This is a genomic window from Planococcus maitriensis (assembly GCF_003289925.1).
Lineage (GTDB): Bacteria > Bacillota > Bacilli > Bacillales_A > Planococcaceae > Planococcus > Planococcus maitriensis.
On sequence record NZ_QLZQ01000003.1, the window covers coordinates 214407 to 240424 of the forward strand.

The following is a 26018-nucleotide window of genomic DNA, read 5'->3' on the forward strand; positions in this document are numbered from 1 at the left end:
CTGTGGGACTAGCGGGTTTGAGAGACCCCGCAGGCAATGAATGAGCGAAGCTGTGCTGAGCACATTCATTTGCGACGCATCTGCCGAGCAGATGTGGGAGCAACGATTTTCTTGCGATGCTCGAACGCAGTGAGAGTTGAGCACACGGTTTTAGTGACGAGGAGGCTCGATTCCCGCCCCACGGAAAGCGAGCGATAAGCTTCGGAAAATACGACTTCTTACCTTTTCGACAGCCTGAAAAAAAAGAGCGCCGAGGCGCTCTTTTTTTAATTCTCCAAATAACGATACAGAGTAGATTTGCTGATGCCGGTCTGTTCTTTGATCTCGGCCAAGCTATAGGATTTGCTTTTATACATCTCGATCGCTTTTTTGACATTGGCATCCGGCTTGCGCGGGCGCCCGGCGTGCATGCCTTTTTGCTTGGCTTCCGATAAGCCTGCTTTGGTCTTCGCGCTGATGGAGTCGCTCTGGAATTCGGCGATGGATTTCGCGATGTCCAAAAATGAAAACGAGGTGCCTTTTGCGGTATCGATATTTTCTTTAACGGCATGAAGGAATGCGCTTTTTTCTTCGAGCGCTTCAACCAGGTCCACCAATTGGCGGGTTGAATCCGCCAGGACATGGAGTTTCATCACGATGAGGCGGTCTCCAGGCCCTGCAGCTTCCAGCATACGCTCCAGCTCGGCCCGCTGTTTCGGGGAACTATGGGATTCTATATAGATGGCATCGCACCCGAACTCCTCAAACAGGGCACGCTGCTTTTGGCAGTCTAAATCTTCTTCGATGGCTCTAGCGTAACCGATTCGCACATAAAAAACTCCTCACTGTACAAAGTGAATATATTATAACATATTAATTTTTTTGTAAAAATGGGACCAAAAAGGTTCCATTAATGGAGTGTCGGTGCTAAACTATTTTCATTGTGAAAAAATAAGGTTTTCAGGATATGAAGAAACGTTCAAATAAAGAATAGAGGAGCTCGATTACGTGAAACAAAGTCTGAAAACCCAATGGTTCGGGAATATCCGCGGCGATATATTGTCAGGGATTCTCGTCGCTATTGCACTTATTCCGGAAGCCATTGCCTTTTCCATCATTGCAGGGGTCGATCCGATGGTCGGCTTGTATGCTTCCTTCAGCATCGCGGTCATCATCGCTTTCGTCGGCGGGCGTCCCGGCATGATTTCTGCCGCTACCGGCGCGATGGCGCTATTGATGGTGCCGCTCGTCCGTGATCACGGGCTGGAGTATTTGCTCGCCGCGACGATCTTGACAGGGGTCATCCAGATCCTGTTCGGCGTCTTCAAAGTCGCAAGAGTGATGAAATTCATCCCACGTGCCGTTATGATCGGCTTCGTCAATGCACTGGCCATCTTGATCTTCATGGCGCAAGTGCCGCATTTCATTGGCATCAACAATATGACCTATCTCTTCGTGGCCATCACGCTGGCCATCATCTACATCGTACCGCGCTTTTTCAAAGCGATCCCGGCCCCACTTATCGCGCTGGTCGTATTGACGGCAGTGGCCATCTATACTGGCTTCGATTTGCGGACCGTGGGCGACCTCGGCACGATCAATCAGACGCTCCCGAGCTTCCTGTTGCCGGATGTGCCATTCAATTTGGAAACCTTGTCGATCATCTTCCCGTACTCACTTGCGCTGGCGATTGTCGGATTGCTGGAATCGCTCTTGACGGCGAATATCGTCGATGACATGACCGATACGGCAAGCGACAAGAACAAAGAAGCCAGAGGGCAGGGCATTGCCAACTTCGTCACCGGTTTCTTCGGCGGAATGGCGGGCTGTGCGATGATCGGGCAATCGGTCATCAACGTCAAATCGAGCGGCCGGGGCCGCTTGTCGGCACTCGTTGCCGGCACGTTCCTGATGTTCTTGATCATCGTCCTCGGCAACGTCGTCGTGCAGATCCCGATGCCGGTGCTGGTCGGCATCATGATCATGGTATCGATCGGGACATTCGACTGGGCTTCGTTCAGTTACTTGAGAAAAGCACCGAAAACCGATTCCATCGTTATGGTGGCTACGGTTGCGATCGTCGTCTATACGCACGATTTATCGATCGGTGTACTGGCGGGCGTCTTGCTAAGTGCCATCTTCTTCGTCTCGAAAATTTCCAAAATCAAAGTGGAAAAACGTTTGCTCGATGCAACGCAATACCGCGTCGAAGGCCAATTGTTCTTCGCCTCGGTTGAGGACTTCCTGGAGAAATTCGATTTCGATATCGAACGTGAGAAAGTGATTATCGATTTCACGGATGCCCATATTTGGGACGATTCCGGCGTCGGCGCCGTCGACAGGGTCGTACTGAAGTTCCGCGAAAATGCCAATGAAGTGGAAGTGGCCGGCCTGGATGCCGGAAGCCAGAAGCTGATCGATCAATTGGCGATCTTCAAAAGCTCGAACGCAAAGCTGCCAACGCATTGAATGAATAATGAATATAGTGAAAGCCCGTCCTTCTTATGGACGGGCTTTTTTGTGTCTTGCTGATGACGGGAATGCCAAGCTCTTTTGCAGGAAACAAAAAGAGAGCATCCCGATACGAAAACAAATGAAAATAATTCTCATTTAGGTATTGAAAGTGTTTTTTATTCTGCTATACTAATGAATGTGATTGAGTGATAATGATTATCAGTATCACCTGATTAACGAAAGGGGCGATTCTTCAAGAGTCACCGGAAAAAGATTACATAATGCAGTGCGGATGTCCATCATCCAATAATCTCAATAGAAGAGGAGACGGAAAAAATGAAGAAATGGTTAGCGGCAATTTTAGTATTAATGATGTTTGCAGTTCTCGCGGCTTGCGGGGCGGAAAAAGAGGCGACAGACAGCCAAACGGCGGATGCTCAGACTGCGGAAACGGTAACAGTGACGCATGAACTGGGTGAGACGGAAGTTCCGAAAAACCCTGAGAAGGTCGTCGTCTTCGACTTCGGGATTCTGGATACACTGGATCAATTGGGAATCGAATCGATTGCCGGCGTGCCTCAAGGAAATGTGCCATCCTACTTGGAGAAGTTTGAAGACACTGGGAAATACGAGAATGTCGGCACATTGAAAGAAGCGGATTTTGAAGCGATCCACGCAATGGATCCAGACCTCATCATCATCTCTGGGCGCCAGGCAGAAATGTATAATGAATTCAACGACATCGCACCGACTATTCACTTGGGCGTAGATACAACAGATTATATGAATTCGTTCACAACAAACATGGAAACGGTCGGGGAAATCTTCGGCAAAGAAGCGGAAGTTGAAGAAGAGCTTGCAGCCATCAACGAGAAAATCGAAGGCATCAAAGAGAAAACAGCAAGTTCTAAAGAAAAAGGCTTGATCGTGCTGGCCAATGAAGGAAAAGTCAGCGCATACGGAGCAGCTTCACGCTTCGGCATCATCCATGACGTCTTTGGTGTAAAGCAGGCGGACGAAGGCATTGAAGCGTCTACGCATGGCCAAAGCATCACGTATGAATACATCCTTGATACAAACCCGGACATGATGTTCGTCATCGACCGCAATGCAGCAGTCGGCAATGACGCAAGCGCAAAAGATTCATTGGAAAATGAATTGGTCCAGAAAACGAACGCTTATCAAAACGATAAGATCATTTACTTGGACCCTGATTACTGGTACTTATCCGGCGGCGGGCTGCAGTCTGTCAGCGAAATGGTCAAGGCCATCGAATCAGCATTTTAAAGTACCGAAGCCCCGGCATCGCCGGGGCTTTTTCTCAATCATAAGGAGGGATAAGTATATGGAGGAAATCCATTCTTATATCGATAAAGTGTTTGTTGAGCAAGACGAGGTTCTGGAAGGCGTGCTTGCCGCCATCAACGAAAAAGGCATGCGGCCGATTTCGGTATCGCCAGCGTCCGGAAAACTGCTGACGATGCTCGTGGCGATGGCGGAAGCGGAACGGGTATTGGAAATCGGCGCACTCGGCGGCTATAGCGGGATTTGCCTGGCACGGGGCTTTGGCGCACGAGGGCATTTGACTTCGCTGGAATTGGAGCAGGACTATGCGGAACTAGCAAACGCCCATCTGGCAAAAGCGGGATTCGGCAGCCAAGTCGATTATCTGACAGGCCCTGCCTTGGACAGCTTGGCAAAGTTGAAAGGCCAGGGGAGGACGTTCGATTTCTTTTTCATCGATGCCGATAAGGTGAATTACGAAAACTATTTAGCCGCTTGCCTTGAACTTGCAGAAGACCGGGCATTGATTGTCGCCGATAATGTACTGGCTGGGGGAAGTGTGGCAGCTGTGGGTAAAGAGCGCCAGCACACCGAAGCGATGAAGAAGTTCAACGAAACGGCTGCAAGGCATCCGCAGTTGGAGTCGATCCTGCTGCCGGTTGGTGATGGATTGCTTGTGGCAAGAGTGAAAAAATGACAAAAGGACGGAAGGCTCTCACGCCTTCCGTCCTTTGCTCTATAAATAGAGCAGAATTTATTCGTATTTGCGGAAAAAGGCGAGTGTGCCGTCGATGATCCGTTGCTGGTCGTGATCAAGCGTCGCCACATGGAAGCTATCCGTCATTTCAATGAGGTCTTTTTCCTTGGATGAAATATGTTCATATATGAACCTGGAATTATCCGGCGGGACGACATGATCTTCCGGCGAAACGAACAGCAGTGTCGGGCAATGAATGGCCGACAGGTTTTTTCTGGCCAAATCCATGAAAGAAAGGATCTCCTTAACGGAAGCGACCGGTGTTTTCTCATAAGCAAGCTCAGTGACTCCAGGCTTTTTAATATCGGATCCGATGGCATCCAAAAAACGCACATCCTGCAATTCCTTGACACCTTCCATGTCCGGGACTTCGACGGCGGCGTTGATCAATGAAATGGCGCGGATCTCCGGATGGTTTTCCGCCATATAAAGCGCGAGTGTACCGCCCATTGACAAACCTGCCACGAATATCTTATCGCAGCGCTCCGACAGCCAAGCGTAGGCCTCCTCGACAGAGGCAATCCAATCCTGATACGTGCTTGTTTCCATATCTTCATAATGCGTGCCATGCCCCTTCAGGCGCGGGGCATAGACGCTATATCCTTCGTTCGCGAAAGCCTCGGCAAGCGGGCGCATGCTTTGGGTCGTGCCGGTAAAGCCATGGGATACGAGAATTCCTGTTTTCCCGCCTTCGGAAATGAACGGCTCTGCGCCTGGAAGGACATCGAAATCATGTGTCATCCAAAAACCTCCTTTTGGGATAGTCTTTAAGTATTCGCTGCTTTTCAGGAAAATCCTGCCCATTCATTTTCCCTGAAAAGGAATGCTATACTTACGGAAGAATAATCAACTGGAGGAGATCGCGTGCAAAACGTACAGGAATATACTCAATTGATCGAGCAATTCGAGAACGGCCCCTATTTCAAGATGCTCGGTTTTGAAATCAACGGGGTGGAATATGGCAAGGCGTCCATGCGCTTGGAGAAAAGACCTGAAAATGACAATATGCAAAATATGCTGCACGGCGGCGCGATCATGTCAGGGATTGATATTGTCATGGGCCTTGCCTCCCGGTCGCTCGGAAGCGATGCGGTCTCGACGATTCAAATGGAAGTTCGCTTCATCAAAAGTTTGGCGGAGGGAACGGCCGTTTTCCACGCTGAACTGTTACATCAGACGAACAGTACGGCAATCCTGACAGGGCGCGTCGTCAGCGATCGAGACGAATTATTGGCCTATAGCACCGGAACATTCAAACTATGATTGCAAAAGCTCCTTTCCGCATACGGCGGGGAGGAGCTTTTTGGATTAACCGCAATCTGAAGCCGTTCTCTTGACCGGTGAGTTATAGCTTGATATGATTACTTTTAATTAAAGATATTTTAATTCGAAATAAAGAGGTGGAATAAATGGAGTTCTCCAACCAGAACCTGAAAGCTGTAACGGTTTTGATTCGCGCCGCGGATGCCGTCCATGATGCCATTAAACGGGACGTTGCCGGGTACGGCTTAAATGCGACGGAATTCTCGGTGCTCGAATTGCTCTATCACCAGGGCCGTCAGCCGATACAGGCGATTGGCAAGAGGGTATTGATTGCGAGCAGCAGCATCACTTATGTGGTCGACAAACTGGAACAGAAAGGCTACGTCGAACGGGAAGCGTGCAAGGAAGACCGGCGCGTGACTTATGCACTCTTGACGGAAAATGGCCAGGAATTGATGAAGCGGATTTTCCCTGAGCATGAACGGCAGATGGATAAAGTGTTTGCCGGCCTTGGGCAAGAGGAAATAGTGGAATTGATCGAAAAGCTGAAAAAGGTCGGCTACGAAGCGCAAGACAGCAATGCAGCAGCAGATGGAATTTTAAAAAATAAGGAGCGGTATGCATGAACGAATTGAAAGGGATCCACCATGTAACGGCGATTACGAGCAGTGCCGAAAAGAATTATGAATTTTTCACGTATGTATTGGGCATGAGGCTGGTCAAGAAAACGGTGAACCAGGACGATATCCAAACCTATCACTTGTTCTTCGCTGACGATAAGGGTTCAGCGGGGACGGATATGACTTTCTTTGATTTTCCGGGAATCCCGAAAGGCTCTCACGGAACCAACGAAATTTACAAAACGGCTTTCCGCGTTCCGACAGACGAAGCGCTTAGCTATTGGGAGAAACGTTTTGACAAATACGAAGTGAACCACAGTGCAATCGCAGAGCAATTCGGCGTCAAAACTTTGTCGTTCACAGACTTCGATGACCAGCAGTATATGCTCGTATCGGACGAGAACAATGAAGGCGTGCAAGCGGGGACGCCTTGGCAGGACGGCCCGGTCCCGCTTGAATTTGCCATCACCGGGCTCGGGCCGATCCATATCCGCATCGGCCAATTCGATTACTTGAAAGAAGTGCTCGAAAAGGCGATGCATATGCGCGAGATCGCCAACGAGGGATCGCTGCATTTATTCGAGATGGGCGAAGGCGGAAACGGTGCACAAGTAATCGTTGAGCATAATGCAGATTTACCGTCCGGGCAGCAGGGTTACGGCACGGTGCATCATGCCGCATTCCGCGTGGCGGACCGCGCAGCATTGAATGAATGGATCGGCCATATGCAGGAAATCGGGTTCTCGACTTCGGGCTATGTCGACCGCTTCTTCTTTGAATCATTGTACGCACGGGTAGCCCCCGGCCTCTTGTTCGAATGGGCAACGGATGGCCCGGGCTTCATGGGTGATGAGCCATATGAAACACTCGGGGAGAAACTTTCTTTGCCGCCGTTTTTGGAACCGAAGCGCGAACAGATCGAGAGCATGGTGCGGCCGATCGATACGGTGCGCAGCACGAAGGATATCGAAAAAGAATACCTATAGGAAAAATTGGCACTGCTCCCCATGGGCAGTGCTTTTTCACTGCCAATAACAAAGAGGATGCAGAGAATCTGAAATAATGGGACGATTTTGGGAACTTATTCAACTTATATGCGTAAGTATAGTTAACACAAAGAAAGGGGAGAAGGGCGATGCCGAAATGCCAGAATTGCGGAGCGTTATGGACGTGGGCACAGACCGTATGCCGACTGTGCACACTTGGGGATGGGATGAAGTGCCCCTCATGCCGCGAGGAGCAATTCGTATCGATGGAATCGCGGAAAAAGACCAGCTTGTTCGTCTTTGCCGCTCCACTCATCATGTTCATCTCGGTCGCTTTCGGCATCAACCCGTTTGCTTCCCTGGCCTTGTTCCTCGCATCCTTTTTCGTGATCTTGGGCATTTATCCGTTCGTGATCGAATTGACGGACGAACGCGGGCCGATGTGGTGAATGATGAAAATCCGAGTTCTTTTTAGGGATTTAGTTGCTTGCCCCCTCAAATGAATATTCTTTTCTGGACAGCTCCCGAAGCTTGCGCTAAACTTACAGATAATCATTCATAGCGTTCTTCGGGGTCGGGTGAAATTCCCAATCGACGGTAACGGAGCAATCCGAAGCCCGTGAGCCTTTCGGGGCAGGATTTGGTGCAAGTCCAAAGCCGACAGTTAAAGTCTGGATGGGAGAAGAACAGTCAAGCAACCTAAAAGCATTCGCTTAGGTTTCTTTGATATGCATTTTCAAGGCCCCTTTCTTTTATGGAAGGGGGCCTTTTTTGCATACTGTGGATGATTAACTGAATAGTATTCCTTCGGGGTCGGGTGAAATTCCCAATCGACGGTAACGGAGCAATCCGAAGCCCGTGAGCCTTTCGGGGCAGGATTTGGTGCAAGTCCAAAGCCGACAGTTAAAGTCTGGATGGGAGAAGGAAGAACACGGAAATTATAGAGTTTTCTATAGTTCTATTTCCTATTGTCTTCTAACCCATCGGCGAATCGATGGGTTTTTATTTTGTTCTGAAAGGTGTGATCAAGTGGACGATCAGCAAATCATGAAGCAAGCACTGGAGTTGGCGCGGTCAGCTGCCGGGCAGACTTCCCCCAACCCGCTCGTCGGATCGGTGATCGTCAAAGATGGCCGCATCATCGGCATGGGCGCGCACCTGAAAGCGGGACAGGCGCATGCGGAAATCCATGCGCTGAACATGGCAGGCAGTGAAGCGCGAGGCGCGGATTTGTATGTGACGCTGGAGCCTTGCAGCCACCATGGCCGGACAGGGCCTTGCGCGGATGCGATTATTCATGCCGGTATCCGCCGCGTCGTCGTCGCTGTACTGGATCCGAACCCGCTCGTTTCAGGCCAGGGCATCAAGAAGCTAGAAGCTGCTGGGGTTGTGGTGGAGACCGGTGTCTGTGAGCAGGAAGCTGCGGAGCTGAATCGGATGTTCTTCACTTATATCCGCAAAAACCGGCCATTTGTCACATTGAAGCACGCCATCACTTTAGACGGCAAAATCGCTGTGCACGGCGGCCGTTCGGAAAAAATCACGGGGCTTGAAGTGCAGCGCGACGTCCACGAACTGCGTTTGCTGCACGATGCCATCCTAGTCGGCGTACAGACTGTTACGCTCGACAACCCCCGCTTGACCAATCGGTTTGCCGGCTCCCCGAAGCAGCCGGTCCGGGTTATCTTGGATCGCCACCTGCGCATCCCAGGAGAGAGCCACGTCATTCAAGTGCCTGATGCCCCTACTTGGATTATCGTCGGTTCACAAGCGGATATCGGCAGCCGCGGCGCGTTTCCGGAGCATGTCCGCATTTTGCAGCTGGGCACGCCTGACGTGGAAATTGCTGCCGCACTGGAATTGCTTGCTGAACAACAGATTCTATCTGTCCTTGTGGAAGGCGGGCAAAAAATAAACACCGTATTTTTAAGAAGCGGGCAAGTGGACGAGATTGTTACGTATATCGCGCCGGTCATTCTCGGCGGCGAAGGAACCGTGTCCGTATTCGGCGATTTGCACGTCAATTCCGCCGCAAACGGCATCCGCTTGCAGACGCAGGATGCAGAACGCATCGGAACGGACCTGAAGATCATCTCCACCTTAAAGGAGTGACACAAATGTTTACAGGCATTATTGAAGAAACCGGACAGCTGGCAGGGGTCAAGCGCGGCGCGTCCAGCATGGAACTGACAATACGCGCGAATATTGTCCTCGAAGAAACGAAAATCGGCGACAGCATTTCCGTGGAAGGCGTATGTTTAACGGTAACTTCGTTATCGAGCGGCCGTTTCACGGTGGATGTCATGCCGGAAACATTCCGCGGCACGACCCTTTCTTCCTTGGGTATCTCCAGCCCCGTAAACCTGGAGCGGGCCATGGCGGCGAACGGCCGCTTCGGCGGGCATCTCGTTGCGGGCCATATCGACGGTGTCGGCAAGATCCTGCGCAAGCGCCCACAGGAAAACGCCATGTATATCGATATAGCGGCGCCTCCGGAATTGCTTGCACAGTCGATCGTCAAAGGGTCTGTCGCGATCGACGGCATCAGCTTGACGATCTTTGGAATCAGTGAAAATTATTTGACCGTTTCGCTCATCCCGCATACGGCGGGGGAAACGACTTTAGGCGCCAAAAAAGCAGGCGATCCGGTCAATCTCGAAACCGATATGTTCGGCAAGTACGTGCAGCGTTTCATGGAACATGCGCCAAAACAACCGATGGACGCCAATTATTTACGGCGACACGGATTTTAAAGGAGCAAACCGATGCTAAATACAATCGAAGAAGCAGTAAAGGATTTGCAGGCAGGAAAAGTCATCATTCTGGTAGATGACGAATCAAGGGAAAACGAAGGCGATTTCGTGTGCCTTGCTGAACATGCGACCCCTGAAAACATCAATTTCATGGCCACCCACGGCCGGGGGCTCATCTGCACGCCGGTCTCGCCGGATATCGCCTTGCGGCTGAAACTCGACCAAATGGTCAGTCATAATACCGATCATCACGAAACGGCATTTACCGTCAGCATCGACCATAAAGATGCCAAGACGGGTATCAGCGCATTTGAACGGTCGGACACCATTTTGCAGATGCTCGATACAAAAGCCGTGCCGCAGGATTTCAAACGGCCGGGGCACGTCTTCCCGCTTGTCGCAAAATCGGGCGGTGTTTTCCAGCGCCAAGGCCATACGGAAGCGTCCGTTGATTTGGCCAGAATCAGCGGCAGCGAACCCGCAGCTGTCATTTGCGAGATCATGAACCCCGATGGCTCGATGTCGCGCATGCCGGACTTGGAGAAGTTAGCAGAGGAATTCGATCTGAAACTCATCGCGATTGAAGATTTGCATGCCTACCGTGCAGAAAAAGATTCACTCATTACGCGGGAGTCGAGTGTCCATATGCCGACTGATTTCGGGGAGTTCAAGATGGTGGGCTATTCGAACCGGCTGGACACTGAAGAGCATGTCGCTATCGTCAAGGGCAATCCCGAATTGGAGGAAGCGCCAATCGTCCGCATCCACTCCGAATGTTTGACCGGCGATATTTTCCACTCGCGCCGCTGCGATTGCGGCGCCCAGCTTGAGAAATCGCTCGAGTTGATCGAACAGGCAAATGCGGGCATCGTCCTCTATATGAGACAGGAAGGGCGCGGCATCGGCTTGCTGAATAAGCTGAAAGCGTATGAGCTGCAGGAACAGGGCTTGGATACCGTCGAGGCGAACGAACAATTGGGCTTCCCGGCAGAAATGCGCGATTACACGTTATGCGCTTTGATGCTGAAAGACCTTGGCGTGTCACGTGTCAGGCTGCTCACCAATAATCCAGCCAAGACGGACGCACTGGTTGAATACGGCATCGAAGTGGAAGAACGGCTTGCGCTCATCATCCCGCCGACTGCAGACAACACGCAATATATGGAAACGAAAAAACAACGGATGCATCATCTAATCGACTAAGGAGTGTTAACAATGGAAACAGTTTACGAAGCAAATTTGATCGGATCGGATTTAAAAATCGGCATCGTCACCGGCAGGTTCAATGACTTTATCACATCGCGCCTGTTGGACGGTGCAGTCGACGGTTTGGTGCGCCATGGCGTGGGCAAGGAAAATATCGATACCGCCTGGGTGCCAGGGGCATTCGAATTGCCGTTGGTGGCGAAAAAGATGGCGGAAACGAAAAAATATGATGCTGTCATCGCGCTTGGCACCGTAATCCGAGGGGCGACGACCCATTACGATTACGTCTGCAGCGAAGCGGCAAAAGGCATCGCGCAAGCTGGCATGTCGACCGGCGTCCCAGTCATTTTCGGCGTATTGACGACGGAAACGATCGAACAGGCAATTGAACGCGCGGGCACAAAGGCTGGAAACAAAGGCTACGAAGCGGCTGTTTCCGCTGTGGAAATGGGCAATTTGATGAAAGCATTCGATTGACCGGAAGAGCTGATAGCCTTTTCTCCAATGTATGGAGGCGGGAAGGCGGACATTCCGCCCACCGGGCATCTACTTCAAGCTCATAAAATAAAATAAAATGAGCCTACATTCTTTTATGAATGGCGGCTCATTTTTTATTGTGTTTTTCCTTTAGCAGCAATGCCTCGGTGGATTTTGCATATAAAATGGTTGGAGTTCAACAGAAATTTTATTTAACCCTTATTATAATAATACATTGACAATTAACAGAAGTTTTAGAATAATGAAAAAAGAAATTATTTATTATCCTTAAAATGGAAAGGGAGGAGGAAAGGCATCCCATAATTATTGATAGGCCATCCGTAGGGATATTTGTTAGCGTTTTCAAAAAAGGAGTGAGTCGATGATCTGGGTTCTTACATTGAGCCTTATTACCATCGTATCCGTAGTCGCGGGGTTGAGAAACCGGAAGGTTGTCTATTTTTTCCTTCCATTTGCATCGGTTTTTGCATTTATGCTCGTCAAAGTCATTATGGTACCACTTCCATTCCTGGATACCGTCCGTTTCATTTTCCAGTTGAGGGGGTGAGCTTCGCAATACAGGAATTCGGCTTCTAAACCGGCAAAGGGGTGGGTAATTTGAGGAAGATCGATAAAAAACAAGCGGATGCGTATTTCCGGGCTCGAACCACGTTGGTGACCATCTATCTATTGATCGGGTTCTCAGCATCTTTCGGGGTCGTCATGTTCGCGGAGCAATTATCAGGTTTCAAGGTCAACGGGATGCCTTTCCATTATTTCATGGGAGCGCAGGGAGCGGTATTGACTTTCATCATCCTGCTGTTCGTCAATGCGATCATCAACGACCGGATCGACAAGAAATTCGGCTTGGACCAAGACTTGAAAGATAAGGAATAGCATCGACTTTCCAATTGTATGGAACGATGGGAAAATTGCGTAATTGACAAGGGGGAGAAGCAGTGGATTCACAATTTCTCGTATCACTTGTAATGATCCTGGCGACATTCGGCTTGTATATTGGTATTGCCTTCTACAATATGGCCAGGCAGACATCAGACTTTTATGTAGCGGGGCGCAACGTCCCAGCAGTGTTCAACGGGATGGCAATCGGTGCCGACTGGATGAGCGCAGCGTCCTTCATCGGAATGGCCGGGACGGTCATGCTGCTTGGGTATGACGGCCTTGCCTATATCATGGGCTGGACAGGCGGATATTTGCTCCTGACCTTCCTATTGGCGCCGCAGCTCCGGAAATCGGGGCGCTACACGGTACCCGAATTTATCGGTGACCGCTATAACAGCAGCACCGCGCGCTTGATCGCGGCAGTTGCCACCATCATCATCAGCTTTACATATTCCATCGGCCAGCTGTCGGGATCTGGGGTCGTCATCGGCCGCCTTTTGGAAGTCCCGACGGCTGTCGGGACAATCATCGGCGTCGTTTTGATCGCTTTCTACTCGGCACTTGGCGGGATGAAAGGGATCACGTGGACACAGGTGGCGCAATACCTCGTCTTGATCATCGCCTATCTGATCCCTGTCATTTTCATGTCACTCCAATTGACGAGCAATCCGCTTCCTTGGCTGTCATATGGGCAAATTGTCGGCGAACTCCAGCAGCTCGACCAGCAGCTTGGCGTTTCCGAATACGTCGTGCCGTTTACGGAAGCGACCAAATGGCAATTCCTTGCACTTATGTTCACGCTAATGGCCGGAACAGCCGGATTGCCTCACGTTATTGTCCGCTTCTATACGGTCTCTACAATGAAAGCAGCCCGTTGGAGCGGGGCGTGGGCGCTTTTATTCATCGGTTTGCTTTACTTGTCAGCACCGGCTTATGCAGCGTTCTCACGTTTTATCTTGATGACCCAAGTGGCGGGATCTTCGATAGCCGATCTGCCGGCTTGGACCGCGTCTTGGGTCAATACGGGATCCTTGTCGGTTGCTGATACAAACGGCGATGGCATCCTGCAATGGGAAGAAATCGTCATCAGTAACGATATCGTGGTCATGGCGACGCCTGAAATTGCCAATCTCGGCGTCTTTGTCATCGGATTGATGGCGGCAGGCGCAATGGCAGCGGCACTTTCGACAGCGGGTGGGCTGATGATCGCCATTTCAGCCGCTTTGTCCCAGGATATCTATTACCGTTCGATCAACCCAAAAGCGACGGAAAGACAGCGGCTGCTTGTCGGCCGTTCGTCGATCATCATCGCGACAGTCGCAGCGGGCATCGTGGCATTGGACCCGCCAGGCGCGATCACGCAAATCGTCGCATGGGCCTTCGCGCTCGCATCCGGAACCTTCTTCCCTGCACTGATTCTCGGTGTATGGTGGAGACGGGCGAACGGGCCGGGGGTCATTGCCGGCATGCTGGTCGGCTTGACAGTGACATTGGCGTATATTTTTGCCGCTAAATTCGGCGGCTTTACGATTCTCGGCATTATCGATACGGGCGCCGGGGTGTTCGGGGCGACTGCCGCAATTCTTACGATCATTATCGTTTCATTGGTGACAAAGCCTCCATCGAAAGAAACACAGGAAGAGGTTCTGGACTTGCGTTATCCAGAAGGCATGACATACAAAGACGGTGAAGTGTGGCGCACTGATCCGGTCAAGGCCAACCGTCCGGAGCATTGAACAATGAAAAAGAGCGGAAGCCCAGGCTTCCGCTCTTTTTTATGTCCCCCGTGTCGGGGGGAATCTTTTACTCTTTCCGGAAAACCCAAGCGCGCTGGGCGATGAAACCGAAGATGAACAGTATCGTATCGACCATCACTTTCAAGATGACTTCTCCCCGGCCGAGCCATTCCGCATACAAGAAGTGGACTGATGCAGCGGATGCGCCCATGATGAACGCCGCTAAAATATAATAGCGCAGCAAGGATTTTTTAGACCCCTGCTTAAAGACTTTATTGCGGTTGATATAATAATTGAAAAGGGAAGACAGGATGCGTGCGGCCACCGTCGCGATAATGATGAACGCTTCCGGCGACTCGTCGCGCAAGAGCTGGACGAACAGCCAGAACAAGGCGATATCGAGCCCGAAAGACGCAGCGCCTGATAGCCCGTAGAATAAAAAGATCTTGTAGATATGATAGGAATCGCGGAGCGGCTGGAAATGGGAGGATTTATTGTCATCCAGATAGACGGTTTCGATCGTCACTTCTGACACCGGGATGTAATTCTTCTTCAGCGCCGCGAGCATGTTCATCTCGTATTCAAAGCGTTCCCCAAGAACGTCAAGAAGCCGCGGCAAGAACTTCACGGGAATGCCCCGCAGGCCTGTCTGGGTATCGGTCAGGTCCGCACCGGTCGATAACCGGAACAAGAGGCGCGTGAAGCGGTTGCCGAAACGGCTGCGGAAGGGAATGCCGGGCTGTGTGAAATCCCGGGCCCCGAGGACGACGTGGTTTGGCGAAGCTTCCAGTTCATTGGCGATTTTGACCATATCCGATACCAAATGCTGCCCGTCTGCATCGGCTGTGATAATGGCTTCGATCGGCAGTCGATGGTTGAGGATGTAGTGGAAGACCGTTTTCAACGCGCGCCCCTTGCCCTGGTTGATCGCATGGCGCAGCAAAGTCACTTCCGGAATCTTTTCAAGCTCAGAAAAGAAATCTTCATAGGCGGGTCCGCTGCCGTCATTCACGACGATAATCCGCGAGAAGCCAGCCGAGATCGCTTCTTCGATTGTATGTTTACATGGCTCTTCCGGTTTATAGGCCGGAATGACGATGGCGAATTGTTCCACAGGCAACCTCTTTCCATTTCTGGCATCCAGAAATATGATACTGGCGTATGTTTCTATCTCTATATAATGATACTACCCGAATTCCGGTTCTTTAGTCTTGCTCTATGGGAATTCCTTGGCTACTTTCGGAATGAAGCGATTCAAGCGCTTGCATAGAGCTTAATCGGCCACGGCATCTTCAGGGCGGTAGCCATCCTTCAGCTGGCGAATCGACAAGCCGAAATCCATCTGAAAATGGGGATAATCCTTGAAGCGCACCCAATCCCCGCCCCATTCAAAGCCGAGCTCTTTGGCGATGTCCGCTACTTCGAACCAATCGGGACGGCCATTTCCGTTGCCGTCGCGTTCGATGTCCCAAACGACTGACCCATCAGGCAAGCGCAGCGCAAAATCGATGGCCAGCCCATAATTATGGTAGGACCCGCCGCCTTCTGCATGGGTGACGATACTGCCGCCTTGTGAACGGCCTTGCGCATGGATTCGGTTTTGCTCTTCGACGGAACGGAATCCGTCGGTGATGAGGACCTCGATGCCGATTTCCTCGGACTGCGCGATCAACTGGTCACGTTTGGATTCGACGATAGGATGGAGACCCGTGGGGAGCGGCCGTTCAGCGCGTTCGTTGCGCTCTTCGATTTCCCGTTCGATCCAAATGAACAAAAATGCACCTAAGATAAAAAGGAACAGCAATGAAAAGGCGGTGCGGAATGTTTTCAAGTAGTTTCACCTCGTGTATTGATTGTAGCAAAAAACCTTAAGCAAGTATCCGGCAGGAGTTTTTGGTACGATAGGGGAAATAGATTCTTTGGAGGGATACATAATGGTCATCGAATTAATGAAATCACATGCTTCGGTCCGCGATTACAAAGACCAGCAATTGACGCGCGCGCAAGTCCATGAATTGGTCGAAGCGGCCCAGCATGCGGCGACATCTCATTTTGTGCAAGCCTATTCAATTGTATGGGTAACGGATGAAGATAAGCGTAAACGCCTCGGCGAGCTGTCCAAAAACCCGAAACAGATAGAAGGGGCAGGCGCCGTGTTCTTGATGTGTGCCGACTACAATCGGTTGGGGCATGCTGCGAAACTGCAAGGGGAAGATATTGTCTTCGACCAGGCAGAGAACTTGTTGGTTGCGGTCACCGACGTCGGTTTGCTCGCGCAGAACTTGGCGCTTGCGGCGGAATCCAAAGGCTATGGCATCTGCTATATCGGTGGGGTGCGCAATAATATGGAAGAGATCAGTAAACTTGCCGGGTTGCCTGAAGGCGTTTTCCCGGTGTACGGCTTGACGGTCGGCGTGCCGAAAGAAGCCAATGAAGTGAAGCCGCGCCTTCCTGTAGAAGCGGTGCTTCATGAAAATGAGTACGACGAAGCGAAATATGAAGAGATTTTACCTGCCTATGACGAGACGATCATGGCTTATTACGCGGCGCGCTCAAACAACCAAAAAACCGCAAAATGGAGTGAACAGATGGCGACCTTCCTGAAAAAGCCACATCGCCCGGACCTGAAGGACGTATTGGCTAAGCGTGGTTATCTGTTCAAGTAAAAGCGGCATCTATAGCTAACTGTAATTATCGAGGAGGGTGATGAACGATGAAAATTGCTTTATTTGGAGCGACGGGAAGAGTCGGGAGATACATCCTGAAAATGGCGCTTCGTGATGGGCACGAAGTGAAAGCGCTTGTCCGGAGAGCGGACCTTGAGCCCCATCCGAACCTGGATATGATCGTCGGAAATGTCCGCAATGAAGAGGATATCCGCCGGACATTGCAAGGGGCGGATGCCGTACTCAGCGCAATCGGCACCGACCGCACGACCACTTTATCGGATGCGACACCGCTGATCGTGAAAGCGATGGAAGCGGAAGGCATACAACGCATCATCACCATCGGGACCGCCGGCATTTTGAACAGCCGCCTGAGTCCCGGCCTGCTGCGTTATGAGGGCGGTGATTCGAAGCGCCAATTGACCTTTGCGGCGGAAGAACATGAAAAAGCCTATAAGTCATTGGAACAAAGTGATTTGGACTGGACGATCGTCTGCCCGACATATTTGCCGGACGGCGAACCGAAAGGCTATTTCCGCTTTGAGGAAAATTACTTGCCTGAAGATGGCAAGGAAATCACGGCTGGCGATACCGCATTGTTCGCATACGAGCAATTGGATTCGGACGATTTCCTGAAAAGCCGTGTCGGCATTGCCTATTGAATGACAAAACCCCTTGAACTGTGAAAAGTTCAAGGGGTTTTTTTGCATGCGTCAGGCAGTAACATCGCGTTTAGAGAATGTCCAATAACTGATCACCATGAAGACCAGGAAATAGACAGTCAAAACGGTGAGCGACATGGCCATCGTGATGTCTGGGATGGGCATGAAGCCTGTGTAGAATTGAGTCAGGTCGGTATGTGTAAACAAATAATATTTGACGATCTCAAAACGCTGCAACAGGAAGACGAGTTGCACACCGACGAACATCAGGAAAATCGACACGCCGATCGCAAGCGAACTGGAGCGGAAAACCGTCCCGAGCATGAAAGCGAACGTGCCGATCATCCATGTGCTCGCCAAGCTAAGCACGGATAGTTTCAATGCTTCAACCCAGTAGGAACCTTCCACGACTTCCGATCCGTTCCACACCAGGAATGCGCCGTCTCCAACCCCGAAGAAAATCCAGCTGAATAAAGCGATCGATCCAAAAGTAAGGATGACAAACAATAAGGCAAACAACATGGTCGTAATGTATTTGGACGTAAGGATCTTCCATCTTTTAACCGGGCGCGTCAACAGCATCTTGATCGTCCCTTGTGAAAATTCGGAAGCAACGATGCCAGCGCCGACGATGACCGTGAACAGCGTTACGAGCGACAGCATCATATGGCCGTCCAGCAACTGCTGCTGCAGGCTCTCGGTTTTGAAAGGTGCGGCATCATTCGCCAATCGGTATTCTGCGATAGCGGCCTGGCCCTCATAATAGTCTTGCTGGGCAGGGCCGATGTCCGGATTTTGCAATTGATCTTCAGCCGAGGCTAAGTTCATAGTTTCCATTTCCTGCCATTCTGTTTCGGGTGCAGGAGAGGTGGATCCGATCCATTTGGTGATGCCGGCATTGGCGAACAAGATGGCGATCAGCAGGCCTGCCATGATCCAGGACGCTTTCTTACTCCATAATTTCATCCATTCATTTTGTATGAGCTTGAGCAATTTCGCCGCCTCCAGTCATTTCAAGGAATTGATCTTCTAAGGTCGTGCGGTGCGGCTGGACCACGTACAAATCGACGCCCGCAGCAGTGAGCAGTTTGATGGCGCCCGGGATATGCTCCGGTTCTGTATCGATCAGATAGCCGTTTTCATGCGGTTGCACGGTGAAGCCGATTTCCTCGAGCACTTGTTTTGCCTGGGCGGAAGGTTTAGCTTCTATGTAATAACGGGATTGCTGGTGTTCGTTGACATTCTTGATGTCGATCAATTCGCCATTCTGGATGATGGCGATGCGGTCGCATAGTAATTCGATTTCCGACAATAGATGGCTCGAGACGAAAATAGCGACATCGTTCTCGCGTGCCACTTTACGCAAATACATGCGGAATTCACGGATGCCTGCGGGGTCCAGGCCGTTTGTCGGCTCATCCAGAATCAAAAACTCCGGATTGTTGAGGAGTGCCTGGGCGAGCCCAAGGCGCTGGCGCATGCCGAGTGAATACGACCCGACTTTTTCCTTGATGCGGTTTTGCATGCCGACTTGCTGGATCACTTCGTCGATGCGGGCTTTCGTTACGCCTTTATGCATGCGCGCGAAATGTACCAGGTTTTTATAACCGGACATGAATTTGTACATCTCCGGATTTTCGACGATGACGCCCACTTTTTCGATGCTATCCTCAAAGTCGGTGCGAATCGATTTGCCGCTGATCAGGATATCGCCTGAAGTCGGCTTCATCAATCCGACCATCATCCGGATTGTCGTCGTCTTGCCTGCCCCGTTCGGCCCGAGAAACCCGGTAATTTCCCCTTTATGGAGATCCAAGTTCAAGTTTTTGATGATCTGCTTGTTGCCGATCGTCTTTGAGAGCTTGCGGATCTCAACAATTTTTTCATTGCTCATATGAGCCACCTCTTTTCGTTTTGCTTCCTTCAGTACTAACGATTCATTTCCCCGAAAGTTTCAGTTTTCTGGAAATCCGGCAGGCTTAACTATCGCCTCAGCGGGAATAAACCAATTAACAACGAATACATGGAGGGTTTGGCCTTATGAAAGAATTGCAGGAACAAGAACAAGTGCTCATGGCGTATTATGCCCAGTATTATAAAGGCGCATCCTTGGAGGAAATCCGGGAGCTCGACCGCCGCTTGTCACAAGGCATCGGGGAAGAGCAATACAAAAAGGCGATGGGTGAATTGAAAGAACAAGGGTTGGTCCATGGCTTGGAGACCGTCGAGGAAAGGAATGAAGACGGTGTCGATTCACCGATGGCGACGAACGAAGGCATGCTTTATATCAATGATGTCCTCAATCTGCAGTCGGATGCGGTAGAGGACCACCAGCTCGATTATTTGGCGAAGCATCTGGAGACCAGCCACCTGGAACTGACGCTCGAGCCGGTGAAGACCTATATTGAGTCAGTCGTCAAAGAACAGGCGGATGAAAAGCCGAACGACAACACACCTTGAATATTGGAAAGCCGCTTCTTGAAAAAGAAGCGGCTTTTTGTGTGAAAAATAGTTGGTAATAATAACTGCGCAATGGAACAAGATTCGGGTCAGTAGAGCGGAAAAGCTTCCGCTTTTCGACTTCGTTGCAGGGGGCTGCTTGCCGTGGGGCGGGTGTTGAGCCAACGTGCCCAAAAGCGCGGCACGTTTGTCTCGCCAGCCCGCGCGGTCCCATAGGCGTTAGCCCCCTTCCACTCCATCTCTAGTTTTAGAGTGGAAGGAATTTTTTCCTGTTCACTCGACAGAAAATGTAGAAATGCTTCATGTTTTGCAGTTTAAATCATCTTTGATGCAGAGAGTCTGATTATTTCTGTTCAATCAACAAGATTTTCGACTCAAGCTATAATATGTCAGGTGCTGCATCCCAGGAAGCGATTCCCCCGCTAGCCGGCAACTCGTACAGAAGCAGATCTGATTAAACGAACCCAAATCAGTGAAATCTCTCAGCCGCCAAGCGTAAAGGGGTGAGCCGCCGCAATAAGATAAAAGTTTTATTCAAGCATCAGGTCGAACCCCTGCTCCCACATCTACAAGCAGATGCGTCGCAAATGAATCGGCTCAACTTCCTTTCGCCAATTCATTGGCTTATTGCCAAAGGCCAACCCAAAGCAGGGTGGCGACTAGCAGATGAAGCCCGAATCGAATGCAGAAACACTTCGACACGCAAACCCTCGCTATCTTCATATGTACTCAAACCGGAAAGCGATTCTCTCACTACTAAAGCGAAAAAAGGAACCAATGCCCGGCATTGGTTCCTTCCGCACATATCTGAAGTTAGAGCCCAAGCACGAAGAATGCCAGGAAAATGGTGACAATGACCAAGGTGTTGGTGATCAGCGATGTCCGTTTGCTGACGGGTTCATCAAGCGCCGGGAAGCGTTCGACCAGGCGGATGCCACCGTAGATCAGCACCATCAATAATGCCAGGGTCAAGACGAGCGGCATATCGTAGATACGCACGTCGATAAAACGGATAAAGATGACCGAGAAAGCAAGGATCATGCCGTTGACTAAATTTTTTCGTTTCATAGGAGCTCCTTCAATTCGTTTTCAAGAAATGGCTTGGCGTTCAATAGCTTGGTGAATTCCCGGTAGCGGTCCAATTGCCCTGCTGCCGGTTTTTTGTTCGTGCGGTAAGCGCGGATCAAAATGTTCTTTGGCGTATGCTCCATATCGATGAACTCCATCAATTGGGTTTCGTAGCCGACCAAAGATAATAGTTCCGCCCGGATTGAATCGGTCGCGAGCGCGCTGAAGCGTTCCTTGATCAGGCCGTGCTGCAGCATGACATCGAGCGGAGATGATTGGATTTGGCTGTTGAGCTCGTGCTGGCAGCACGGCACGCTCAAGATGACACCGGCGTTCCATTTGACGGCACGGGCGAGCGCCATATCGGTCGCTACGTCGCATGCATGCAGCGTGACGACCATATCGACGGCTGTGTCTTGGTCGTAATCGTTGATGTCGCCGACGAGGAATTCCAGCTGCCGGTAGTCGAGGTCTTGGGCGATTTGCTGGCATTCCTCAATGACGCTTTTTTTCAGGTCGAGGCCGGTGACGCGCAAGTCGAGGCCTTTTTCAACACGCAAATAATGGTACAGCGCGAAGGTCAGATAGGATTTACCCGAGCCGAAATCGAGTATGCGGATCGGGCGGCCTTTCGGCAGATGCTCGAGCGCGTCGTCGATGAATTCGATAAAGCGGTTGATCTGGCGGAATTTATCGTATTTCTGTTTTTTGACTTTGCCATCCGGTGACTGGACGCCGAGGCGTACAAGAAACGGGTAGGGGATGCCGTCCTGCAGTAAATAATCTTTCTTGCGGTTATGGGACAGGTTGGCGGCAGCGCGTGCGTCGGCTTCTGATTTATAGCTGACTTTGAACTTCTTGGTCAATTGGATCTGGATTTTTTCGTTGGTGAATTGGAACAGGCCTTGGCGGAAGCCGGTGAATAATTGTTCGAGTTCGGCAGCGGCCTGGTCGACTGTCAGGTTCTGGTGTTTCAGGATCTGTTCATATTGATATTCGAACTGGATGCGGTAGCCTTCTTTCAATTCGACCGGTTTTAATTTGATGCGCTTCAGCTCATTCGACTTTTGGCGCGGCTGGCTGATTGTGGCATTGATGAGTGCATGGCTTTGCAGTTTTCCTGCGAGCTGTGCGTGCATAGTTTGGAGTTCCATGGAAAATCCCTTCCGTCTTTATGATAGACCTATTTTAGCATGGCTGGCAGCCGGGGGCGACTTCACGGGCTGGAAAAGGCGCTTTCCTTTTATTTGGAATTTTGCGATAATAAAATAGATGAAACCGTTTTCAATAAGGGGGACAAAGAAATGGCAATTCTCAATCAAACAGTAGGGGAAATCGTCCGGGAGCAGGCGACAAAGTTTCCGGAGACGGAAGCGTACGTCTATCCTGAAAGAAACACCCGCAAAACCTATGCCGAATTCGACCGGGAGACCGATGAGTTGGCGAAAGCGTTCATGGGACTGGGCATCGAAAAAGGTGAACACATCGCCATCTGGTCCGACAACAAGCGCGAGTGGCTGCTCAGCCAATACGCGACGGGCAAGATGGGCGGCGTCTTGGTCACTGTCAACACGAGCTACCAGGCGAGTGAGCTCGAGTATCTATTGAAGCAATCGGATTCGACGACCTTGATTCTGGGGGAAGGATTCAAGGGGACGGATTATATCGAGGTGTTGAGGCAAGTGTGCCCGGAATTGGAACATGCAGAAAAAGGGCGGCTCGACTCGCCTAAACTGCCGCATCTGAAGCGCGTCATCGTCATGAGTGAAAACAGCTATCCCGGCATCTACACATGGAGTGAATTCGAAGCATTCGCTAAAGGGATATCGGATGGGCAGCTCGAACAGCGCTTCGCTTCGATGGATCCGGAGGACGTCATTAATATCCAATACACATCCGGCACGACCGGCTTTCCGAAAGGCGTCATGCTGACGCATCGCAATGTCGTCAATAACGGGCGCCTGGTCGGGGACATGATGAACCTGGACGAAAACGACCGCCTGTGCATCCCGGTGCCGTTCTTCCATTGCTTCGGCTGCGTGCTCGGGACGCTTGCGGCAGTGACGCACGGGACGACGATGGTCATCGCGGAGCAGTTCGAGCCGAAGCGTGTATTGCAGATGGTACAGGATGAGAAATGCACCGCACTCCACGGCGTGCCGACGATGTTCATCGCCGAACTCAACCATCCGGAATTCGGCTCCTTCGATACGTCGACCTTGCGCACAGGCATCATGGCCGGCTCGACGTGCCCGATCGAAGTGATGAAGAAAGTCATCAGCGATATGGGCGCAAGCGAGATCACCATCGCTTACGGCCAGACGGAATCATCACCGGTCATCACCCAGACAGGAAAAGATGACGCCATCGAAAAACGCGTCGCGACGGTCGGCAAGCCGCACGACGACGTCGAAGTGAAGATCATCGACCCGGCGACCGGCGAAGAAGTCGTGAAAGGCATGCCGGGTGAATTGTGCACGAGAGGCTATTTGATCATGAGAGGCTATTACAAAAACGAAGAGGCCACGAAAGAAGCAATCGATCCAGAAGGCTGGCTCCATACCGGCGATATCGCAGTGGAAGACGAAGACGGCTATATCTCGATCACGGGCCGCATCAAAGACATGGTCATCCGCGGCGGGGAGAATATTTACCCGCGCGAAATCGAGGAATTCCTCTATCAGCACCCATCCGTCCAAGACGTGCAAGTCGTCGGCGTGCCGGATTCGAAATATGGGGAGGAATTGATGGCTTGGGTCATCTTGAAGGACGGCGAAAAGCTTGATGCGGATGAATTGCGCGCATATTGCAAAGGAAAAATCGCACACCACAAGATTCCGCGTTATATTGAATTCATCGATGAATACCCGATGACCGCTTCCGGAAAGATCCAGAAATTCAAGCTTCGTGAAATGTCAGAAGAAATTGCGGAGAAAGTTAACTAAGCAAACTGCGAAACCAGATGGAAAATCTTTTCATCTGGTTTTTATGTATGCTGAATCATCAATTGGCCATCCGTGATTAAACAGGGATTTTCAGAAAAGAAAGTTTAATGTTTTCCTGATTAGGGCACAGTAATAAAAGAAGTTATCTTGAATGCAGGATATTTTGCCGAAGCCACGGAGCAAATCGTAAAGGAGAGGTTATGGAATGAGCAATGTAAACTTAGCGATCATTTATTACAGCTCGACAGGAACCAATTACCAGATGGCGCAATGGGCAGAAGCTGCTGCCAAAGAGGCAGGGGCGGAAGTGAAAGTCGCAAAAGTGAAAGAGAATGCGCCGATGGCAGCGATTGAATCGAATCCTGCCTGGAAAGAACATTATGAAGCGACGCAGGATGTACCGGAAGCTGACAACGACTTGCTCGAATGGGCAGACGCCATCATCTTCAGCGTGCCGACCCGCTTCGGCCATGTATCTTCACAAGTTCAGCAATTCTTTGATACGACAGGCGGCTTATGGGCGCAAGGCAAATTGGCGAATAAGGTTGTCAGTGCCATGTCTTCTGCACAAAATCCGCACGGAGGGCAAGAGGCGACCGTACTTGCGGTCTACACGACGATGCATCATTGGGGGGCCATCATTGCGGCACCTGGCTACACGGATGAAGTACTGTTCAAAGCAGGCGGCAACCCTTACGGCACAAGCGTCTCGGTCGACCAGGAAGGCAATATGGTCGAAGATGTACAAGGCGCGGTTGAGCACCAGGCCAAGCGCACTGTACAAGTTGCAGGATGGGTTAAAAATGGCTTGAACGGGTAACTGAAAATCACACGCCAAAAAGGCGAATGCTGGCAGATGGGCGAATGCGCCCGTCTGCTTTTTTGGTCCAGGAGGGATATCGTGGAATGGCTTAGCTTGCTATTTGTAATGGGATTTATAGTGATCCATCTATTTTCGAAAAACATGAATTTCCTGAAAGCCGTGCCGCGCAGCCGGTTCCTGTCGATTGCGGGCGGTGTTTCCGTTGCCTATGTCTTCTTGCATCTATTGCCTGAATTAGGCGAATTCCAGAAAGAGGTCCATGAAGAGTTCGGGGGGAGCGGGGAAGTTTTCCTAAGCAACCATATCTACCTCGCCGCCATGGCGGGGCTGGCCCTTTTTTACGGTTTGGAACAAATGGTGCAAAATTCGAAGCGCAGGGAAGCAGAAGGCAAATCCTCGACGGGCGTATTCTGGGTCCACATCGGCTCATTCGCCATGTACAATGGCATCATCGGCTATTTAATGATACGTGAAGAGTTTGAAGGTGCCGCAGGGATGGCGTTATTTTTTGTCGCGCTCGGCGTCCATTTCATCACCAATGATAAAGGCCTTCGGGAAGCGCATAAAGGCGAGTATGACCGTTACGGCAGGTGGCTTCTCGCCGCGGCGATCGCGGCCGGGTGGGGAATCGGCTGGGTGACGGAAGTGCATGAACTGATCATTGCGTTTCTCATGGCCTTGATTGCGGGCGGGGTGATTCTGAACGTATTGAAAGAAGAGCTGCCCGGGGAACGGGAAAGCAGCTTAAGTGCTTTTGTAATAGGCCTGTCCATCTATTCGGTGCTGTTATTGTTCGTTTAGGTAAATAAATGATGCGATTTATAAAAAAACATGAATAAGCTTTCGGATATCGGGTACAGTGTTAGGTAATGAATCACATGCGCAATCCTCGCGTTGGTATCGAAAGGTGATGTTTATGCCATGATCACGAAAGAGGAAGAAGCGGTTTTTGAATATGAACTCCGGAAATTGAAGG

At 50.8% G+C, this 26018-nt stretch carries 27 protein-coding genes and 2 riboswitches; of the genes, 19 read left to right on the forward strand and 8 right to left on the reverse strand.

Features of this window, described 5'->3' with window-relative positions; genetic code table 11:
• Positions 1–266 precede the first annotated feature (266 nt).
• Positions 267–809, reverse strand: a complete 543-nt coding sequence (locus DP119_RS09485) for a recombinase family protein (RefSeq protein WP_112232961.1) — start codon at positions 807–809, stop codon at positions 267–269.
• Between the two features lie 178 nt (positions 810–987).
• Between DP119_RS09485 and DP119_RS09490 the strand changes: the two genes are divergently transcribed.
• The 3 genes from DP119_RS09490 to DP119_RS09500 all read left to right on the forward strand — a co-directional run bounded on the left by DP119_RS09490 (position 988) and on the right by DP119_RS09500 (position 4414).
• A complete protein-coding gene (locus DP119_RS09490; protein ID WP_112232962.1) occupies positions 988–2448 on the forward strand; it encodes a SulP family inorganic anion transporter in 1461 nt (486 codons plus the stop codon).
• Between the two features lie 321 nt (positions 2449–2769).
• The gene (locus DP119_RS09495) at positions 2770–3720 is read left to right on the forward strand and encodes a siderophore ABC transporter substrate-binding protein (protein ID WP_112232963.1); all 951 of its coding nucleotides are present in this window, start codon (positions 2770–2772) and stop codon (positions 3718–3720) included.
• A gap of 58 nt (positions 3721–3778) precedes the next feature.
• A complete protein-coding gene (locus tag DP119_RS09500) occupies positions 3779–4414 on the forward strand; it encodes an O-methyltransferase (RefSeq protein ID WP_112232964.1) in 636 nt (211 codons plus the stop codon).
• Between the two features lie 57 nt (positions 4415–4471).
• On the opposite strand, the gene DP119_RS09505 is transcribed toward DP119_RS09500, so the two are convergent.
• Positions 4472–5215 (reverse strand): alpha/beta hydrolase, encoded by a 744-nt coding sequence (locus tag DP119_RS09505; RefSeq protein ID WP_112232965.1) that lies wholly within the window; start codon positions 5213–5215, stop codon positions 4472–4474.
• Positions 5216–5338: 123 nt separating this feature from the next.
• Between DP119_RS09505 and DP119_RS09510 the strand changes: the two genes are divergently transcribed.
• From DP119_RS09510 to DP119_RS09560, 10 genes are all read left to right on the forward strand, one after another.
• A complete protein-coding gene (locus tag DP119_RS09510) occupies positions 5339–5737 on the forward strand; it encodes a PaaI family thioesterase (protein WP_101189417.1) in 399 nt (132 codons plus the stop codon).
• A gap of 146 nt (positions 5738–5883) precedes the next feature.
• Positions 5884–6363: a MarR family winged helix-turn-helix transcriptional regulator gene (locus DP119_RS09515; RefSeq protein WP_101189418.1), complete on the forward strand. Its 480-nt coding sequence runs from the start codon at positions 5884–5886 to the stop codon at positions 6361–6363.
• On the forward strand, positions 6360–7343 hold the full coding sequence (locus DP119_RS09520) for a ring-cleaving dioxygenase (protein WP_101189419.1): 984 nt from the start codon (positions 6360–6362) through the stop codon (positions 7341–7343). The genes DP119_RS09515 and DP119_RS09520 overlap by 4 nt, the downstream gene beginning before the upstream one ends.
• Positions 7344–7492: 149 nt before the next feature.
• On the forward strand, positions 7493–7792 hold the full coding sequence (locus DP119_RS09525; RefSeq protein WP_112232966.1) for a TIGR04104 family putative zinc finger protein: 300 nt from the start codon (positions 7493–7495) through the stop codon (positions 7790–7792).
• A gap of 111 nt (positions 7793–7903) precedes the next feature.
• Positions 7904–8034: riboswitch (FMN riboswitch) on the forward strand.
• A 108-nt stretch (positions 8035–8142) separates the two neighbouring features.
• Positions 8143–8273, forward strand: a riboswitch (FMN riboswitch).
• Positions 8274–8372: 99 nt separating this feature from the next.
• Positions 8373–9455: a bifunctional diaminohydroxyphosphoribosylaminopyrimidine deaminase/5-amino-6-(5-phosphoribosylamino)uracil reductase RibD gene (gene ribD, locus DP119_RS09530; protein ID WP_112232967.1), complete on the forward strand. Its 1083-nt coding sequence runs from the start codon at positions 8373–8375 to the stop codon at positions 9453–9455.
• A 5-nt stretch (positions 9456–9460) separates the two neighbouring features.
• Entirely contained in the window at positions 9461–10096 is a 636-nt protein-coding gene (gene ribE / locus DP119_RS09535; RefSeq protein WP_112232968.1) for a riboflavin synthase, read from the forward strand.
• Between the two features lie 12 nt (positions 10097–10108).
• Entirely contained in the window at positions 10109–11299 is a 1191-nt protein-coding gene (locus DP119_RS09540; RefSeq protein ID WP_112232969.1) for a bifunctional 3,4-dihydroxy-2-butanone-4-phosphate synthase/GTP cyclohydrolase II, read from the forward strand.
• Positions 11300–11311: 12 nt separating this feature from the next.
• Complete coding sequence (ribH, locus tag DP119_RS09545; protein WP_112232970.1) at positions 11312–11779, forward strand: 6,7-dimethyl-8-ribityllumazine synthase; 468 nt, start codon at positions 11312–11314, stop codon at positions 11777–11779.
• A gap of 618 nt (positions 11780–12397) precedes the next feature.
• On the forward strand, positions 12398–12676 hold the full coding sequence (locus DP119_RS09555) for a DUF4212 domain-containing protein (RefSeq protein ID WP_112232972.1): 279 nt from the start codon (positions 12398–12400) through the stop codon (positions 12674–12676).
• A gap of 62 nt (positions 12677–12738) precedes the next feature.
• The gene (locus DP119_RS09560) at positions 12739–14418 is read left to right on the forward strand and encodes a sodium:solute symporter family protein (RefSeq protein WP_112232973.1); all 1680 of its coding nucleotides are present in this window, start codon (positions 12739–12741) and stop codon (positions 14416–14418) included.
• A gap of 67 nt (positions 14419–14485) precedes the next feature.
• Here the strand turns inward: DP119_RS09560 and DP119_RS09565 are convergent, their stop codons facing one another.
• Positions 14486–15532, reverse strand: coding sequence for a bifunctional glycosyltransferase family 2/GtrA family protein (locus DP119_RS09565; RefSeq protein ID WP_112232974.1), 1047 nt, complete (start codon positions 15530–15532; stop codon positions 14486–14488).
• Positions 15533–15691: 159 nt separating this feature from the next.
• On the reverse strand, positions 15692–16249 hold the full coding sequence (locus DP119_RS09570; RefSeq protein WP_112232975.1) for a M15 family metallopeptidase: 558 nt from the start codon (positions 16247–16249) through the stop codon (positions 15692–15694).
• Positions 16250–16352: 103 nt separating this feature from the next.
• Here DP119_RS09570 and nfsA point away from each other — a divergent pair, with 103 nt between their 5' ends.
• Both nfsA and DP119_RS09580 read left to right on the forward strand, forming a co-directional pair.
• Positions 16353–17084 carry an oxygen-insensitive NADPH nitroreductase gene (gene nfsA, locus DP119_RS09575; protein ID WP_112232976.1) on the forward strand — a complete coding sequence of 244 codons (732 nt, stop codon included), beginning with the start codon at positions 16353–16355 and terminating at the stop codon, positions 17082–17084.
• Between the two features lie 47 nt (positions 17085–17131).
• On the forward strand, positions 17132–17746 hold the full coding sequence (locus tag DP119_RS09580) for an NAD(P)-dependent oxidoreductase (RefSeq protein WP_112232977.1): 615 nt from the start codon (positions 17132–17134) through the stop codon (positions 17744–17746).
• 51 nt (positions 17747–17797) lie between these two features.
• Here the strand turns inward: DP119_RS09580 and DP119_RS09585 are convergent, their stop codons facing one another.
• Positions 17798–18739, reverse strand: a complete 942-nt coding sequence (locus tag DP119_RS09585; RefSeq protein WP_112232978.1) for an ABC transporter permease — start codon at positions 18737–18739, stop codon at positions 17798–17800.
• Positions 18717–19640: an ABC transporter ATP-binding protein gene (locus DP119_RS09590; RefSeq protein WP_112232979.1), complete on the reverse strand. Its 924-nt coding sequence runs from the start codon at positions 19638–19640 to the stop codon at positions 18717–18719. Before DP119_RS09590 ends, DP119_RS09585 begins: the two co-directional genes overlap by 23 nt.
• A gap of 146 nt (positions 19641–19786) precedes the next feature.
• On the opposite strand from DP119_RS09590, the gene DP119_RS09595 reads away from it, so the two are divergent.
• On the forward strand, positions 19787–20206 hold the full coding sequence (locus tag DP119_RS09595; RefSeq protein WP_112232980.1) for a hypothetical protein: 420 nt from the start codon (positions 19787–19789) through the stop codon (positions 20204–20206).
• An 813-nt stretch (positions 20207–21019) separates the two neighbouring features.
• Here the strand turns inward: DP119_RS09595 and DP119_RS09600 are convergent.
• Both DP119_RS09600 and DP119_RS09605 read right to left on the reverse strand, forming a co-directional pair.
• Positions 21020–21274, reverse strand: a complete 255-nt coding sequence (locus tag DP119_RS09600) for a hypothetical protein (RefSeq protein WP_068871904.1) — start codon at positions 21272–21274, stop codon at positions 21020–21022.
• Complete coding sequence (locus DP119_RS09605) at positions 21271–22428, reverse strand: class I SAM-dependent methyltransferase (protein ID WP_112232981.1); 1158 nt, start codon at positions 22426–22428, stop codon at positions 21271–21273. Before DP119_RS09605 ends, DP119_RS09600 begins: the two co-directional genes overlap by 4 nt.
• Positions 22429–22578: 150 nt before the next feature.
• Here DP119_RS09605 and DP119_RS09610 point away from each other — a divergent pair, with 150 nt between their 5' ends.
• From DP119_RS09610 to DP119_RS09620, 3 genes are all read left to right on the forward strand, one after another.
• The gene (locus tag DP119_RS09610; RefSeq protein WP_112232982.1) at positions 22579–24219 is read left to right on the forward strand and encodes an AMP-binding protein; all 1641 of its coding nucleotides are present in this window, start codon (positions 22579–22581) and stop codon (positions 24217–24219) included.
• A 205-nt stretch (positions 24220–24424) separates the two neighbouring features.
• Entirely contained in the window at positions 24425–25039 is a 615-nt protein-coding gene (wrbA, locus tag DP119_RS09615) for an NAD(P)H:quinone oxidoreductase (RefSeq protein ID WP_112232983.1), read from the forward strand.
• A gap of 81 nt (positions 25040–25120) precedes the next feature.
• Positions 25121–25843, forward strand: coding sequence for a ZIP family transporter (locus tag DP119_RS09620; protein WP_112232984.1), 723 nt, complete (start codon positions 25121–25123; stop codon positions 25841–25843).
• Positions 25844–26018 lie beyond the last annotated feature (175 nt).